We start from the raw sequence: 4,230 nt of genomic DNA on the forward strand, positions 1-4,230 counted from the left end.
GTATATCCGCTCATATCTTCCTTCATATTCACCAGGTTTTTTAAATAAAATCAATGATTACTTTGATTTTTATTGCGCGTTTTGTTGCTTTTAGCTTTTTTAAAAGATAATTACGGAAGATAAAAGCAGGTATATCCGCTCATATCTTCCTTCATATTCACCGGGTTTTTAAAATAAAATCAAGTAATCATTATAATCATCTTAATCAGTGTTCCAAGACAAAATCCGCATCGCCGAAGGCGATAGCCAAAAAACAAAATCAAATTAATCAGTATAATCAGCGTAATCCTGAGTCAGACAAATTTCGCATCGCCGAAGGCGATTTTTCGCGTATCTTCAAGCCAAAATCTACTTTTTTGCGTCACTATATCCTTGTCCTCCTTACCTTTTTTTACTGCGTCACAGCCATCGCCCAGCGTAAATGCGGCACCGCCGAAGCATTGCAGCAGCGGGTAAAAGAAATTCCTTCCCTTCAGAAAATTGTAGCAGATAATGAAGCCCGGATGATGCTGGGCCAGCAACGGCAGCAGCTCCGCGCCCGCGTGGAAGCCATCCCGCAAACAGTAACTATTCCCGTGGTGGTACATATTGTGCTGGATAACCCTGCGCTGGTAACAGATGCGCAGGTGGCCTCACAGATCGATGCGCTGAACCGCGACTACAACGCCGCCAATACCGATATTTCCCAGGTACCTGCAGTATGGCAGTCGCTCATAGGTAACAGCCGTATTAACTTTTGCCTGGCACAGAGAACACCCGGCGATGAGCCCACCAGTGGTATTGTAAGGGTACAAACCGCTGCCGGCCAAAGCTTTTCTATCAGCAACGCCGCCGCCGATGCCAAGTACAACAACACCGGCGGCTCCAATGCCTGGGATCACAGCAAATACCTGAATATCTGGGTAACCCGTCTTTCCGGCAATTATCTCGGTGTGGCCGCTCCGCCCGGCACCGGTTATCCTGCCGAACAGGAAGGCGTAGTAGTGCAATACACCGCTTTTGGCACCACCGGCAGCGTGGGCAGTACCTATAACCTCGGTAGAACCGCTACCCACGAAATAGGACATTACTTCGGCTTAAAACATATCTGGGGAGATGACAACGGAACATGTGATGTTGATGACGGTATCACCGATACGCCCCTGCAGGGAGATAATACCTATGGATGCCCCGCTTTTCCCCGGCTCGATAACTGCACCCGTACCGCACCAGGTATCATGTTCATGAACTACATGGATTATACCGACGATGCGTGCATGCATCTTTTCACAGCCGGACAGGTAGATCGTATGCGCTATGTACTGGAAAATATTACCGCCAGCCTGATCACCTCCAACGGCTGCATCCCCCCTTCCATGGCAGATAACGATGCCTCCCTGCTAAGCATTAATGCGCCCGATGGCAAAATCTGCGATAACAGTATTACGCCGGTGGTTACCCTCCGTAACCGCGGCAGCAACCCGCTTACCACTGTAAAGATCTGGTACCAGGTGAACGGCGGCGCCCTTACAGCGTACGACTGGACAGGTTCCCTGGCCAGTTTACAGCAATCTACCGTTACCCTGCCCTCCTCCAATGTGGCAATCGGGAACTATAACCTGAAAGCATATACGCAATTGCCCAACGGCCAGCCTGATGGCAATGTTACCAACGACACCGCGGATATCCGTTTCCGTTATGATGCGGAAGCCACCCTTCCCTTTGAAGAAGGCTTTGAAAACGACAGCTTCCCGCCCCCGGGTTGGGATCTTTATAACCCCGACCACAGCTTCACCTGGGAGCGTATCCGTAATGTAGGCAGGAACAGCAGCGCCTCCGCCCTTATACGCAACCTTGGGTATAATACCAACGATCAGACGGATGATCTCATCACCCCGGTAATTGACCCGCAGGGCGCCGACTCCGTTTTCCTCTTCTTTGATGTAGCCGCCGCCGTGTTTACCGACCCCGCCAGCAGCGGAAACGCATGGGATACCTTAAAAGTGCTTGTTACCAGTGATTGCCGGGAAACCGGCCAGGTGCTCTACACCAAATGGGGACCGAACCTGATCACACGCTCCACTGCAATACAAACAGAGTTCACTCCCACCGCCACAGAGTGGCGTCGGGATTCTGTGGATCTGACTGCTGTTAGCCATAAAGGAAAGTTCCAGGTAGCCTTCAGAAACATCTCAAATTCAGAGAATAACATTTATATTGATAATATCAATATCGTTACCCGGCAGGTAAATCAAACACTCCGTGAAAAAGGCGTATTAGTGAATCCCAACCCTACAAATGGCATTGTTTGGGTCACCTTCCTGGAAGTGCCGGAAGACCTGGTGCAGGTATCCATTTATAATGTGCAGGGGCAGTTTATTATGAGCCGGCCGGCAGCGGACATTGGGGCAGGCAACCGGCTGACCTTTAATTTGGTAAATGAGCCAAATGGTGTTTATTTTGTAAAATTAATTTACAGGAACAGGGCCAACACCATTAAATTAATGAAAGTAAGATGACGATGAGACAAGATTATCCGGCTGTTCAGACGCTCCTTCAGCAACCCAACCTGGACGCAGCATTGAAGCGTATTGCAGAAAAGATCCTCCAACAGGAAAGAATTACACCCGCAGAAGGGCTGATCTTATTTGAAAAAGGCGATATCGGCCTTGTAGGTGCATTAGCCAACCTGGTACGGGAACGGATGCACGGCGACAAGACTTACTTTAACCGTAACTTCCATATTGAGCCTACCAACGTTTGTGTATTTACCTGCCACTTCTGCTCCTATTCCCGCCTGTATAAAAACAGGGAAGACGGATGGGAACTGAGTATCGACGAGATGATGGACATCGTTAAGAAGTACGATGACCAACCCGTTACGGAAGTACATATTGTTGGCGGCGTACATCCAAAGATGCAGCTCGATTTCTTCGTAGAACTCATCCGGAAGATCAGGGCACACCGTCCGGACCTCCACATTAAAGGGTTTACCGCCGTGGAACTGGATTATATGTTCCGCAAAGCCAAGGTAAGCATAGAAGAAGGAATGCGCATACTCAACGAAGCCGGCCTGCAATCCATGCCAGGCGGTGGCGCTGAGATATTCGCACCCGAAGTGCGCGCTAAAATATGCCATGATAAAGTAGATGCCGAAGGATGGCTGGCCATTCATAAGGCAGCACACAACCGCGGTATGCATACCAACGCTACCATGCTGTACGGTCATATTGAATCCTTTGCCGACCGTATAGACCATATGGAACGGCTGCGTACCCTGCAGGATGAAACCGGTGGCTTCAATACCTTTATCCCGCTGAAGTTCCGCAATAAAGGCAATGATATGTCCAATATCCCGGAAACTTCTATCGTGGAAGATCTGCGACTGTACGCCATTGCACGTTTATACATGGATAACTTCCCCCACCTGAAAGCCTACTGGCCGATGCTGGGAAGAAACACCGCGCAACTGACGCTGTCTTTCGGCGTGAATGACCTGGACGGCACCATAGATGATACCACCAAAATTTACTCTATGGCCGGTGCTGAAGAACAGAATCCTTCCCTGAATACCGCCCAGCTGGCCATGCTTATTAAACAGGCCGGCAGGAGACCAGTGGAAAGAGACACCGTGTACAACGAAATCAGAGATTATACAGACGTGGTTTTTTCAGATGAAGAACTGCTCACAAAATAGGATCACTGTTTATGCAATTACACCTGAAATGTATATTGATAGCCAGTTTGTATGCCGCCGGCTGTCACCAGAACAACAGTAATAATAACAGCTCCGCCGCTTCCGATACCGGAACTGCAGCTACGGCTACTACCGAAGTATCCGGTGAAACCTCCAATGGCATTCAATTCAAAAAGCAGGGCACCCTGGCATTCGTTTCCAAAACCGGCGCCGATACCCTGCGGAAAATCGATATCCAGCTGGCCCAAACAGATGAGCAGCGTGCCGATGGACTGATGTACCGTAAATCTATGACAGACGACCAGGGTATGCTTTTCATTTTCAATGATATGGAAGAACGTGCGTTCTGGATGAAAAACACCTACATCTCCCTTGATATTATCTATATAGCAGATAATATGGAAATTGTGTCTATCCAGAAATATGCTACGCCTCTTTCAGAAGAAAGTCTTCCATCTTTCAAAAAAGCGAAATACGTGCTGGAAGTGAACGGCGGATTCTCCGATAAATATCATATCAAATACGGCGATAAAATAGCTTACCAATAAAAAAGG

Annotated in this window: 3 protein-coding genes; all 3 read left to right on the forward strand. The window is 48.5% G+C overall.

Features of this window, described 5'->3' with window-relative positions:
• The first annotated feature begins 356 nt into the window (after positions 1-356).
• The 3 genes from VN105_RS25615 to VN105_RS25625 are packed head-to-tail and all read left to right on the forward strand — an operon-like array spanning position 357 to position 4,224.
• Positions 357-2,498: a M43 family zinc metalloprotease gene (locus tag VN105_RS25615; protein ID WP_325645608.1), complete on the forward strand. Its 2,142-nt coding sequence runs from the start codon at positions 357-359 to the stop codon at positions 2,496-2,498.
• On the forward strand, positions 2,495-3,676 hold the full coding sequence (gene mqnE, locus VN105_RS25620) for an aminofutalosine synthase MqnE (protein ID WP_325645610.1): 1,182 nt from the start codon (positions 2,495-2,497) through the stop codon (positions 3,674-3,676). Before VN105_RS25615 ends, mqnE begins: the two co-directional genes overlap by 4 nt.
• Positions 3,677-3,687: 11 nt before the next feature.
• A complete protein-coding gene (locus VN105_RS25625; RefSeq protein WP_325645612.1) occupies positions 3,688-4,224 on the forward strand; it encodes a DUF192 domain-containing protein in 537 nt (178 codons plus the stop codon).
• Positions 4,225-4,230: the final 6 nt, after the last annotated feature.

The organism is Chitinophaga sp., assembly GCF_035564935.1.
Lineage (GTDB): Bacteria > Bacteroidota > Bacteroidia > Chitinophagales > Chitinophagaceae > Chitinophaga.

Excerpts from the sequence above, each read along its gene's own strand:
- VN105_RS25625 (WP_325645612.1), top strand. The coding sequence starts at position 3,688 with ATGCAATTACACCTGAAATGTATATTGATAGCCAGTTTGTATGCCGCC.
- mqnE (WP_325645610.1), top strand. The coding sequence starts at position 2,495 with ATGACGATGAGACAAGATTATCCGGCTGTTCAGACGCTCCTTCAGCAA.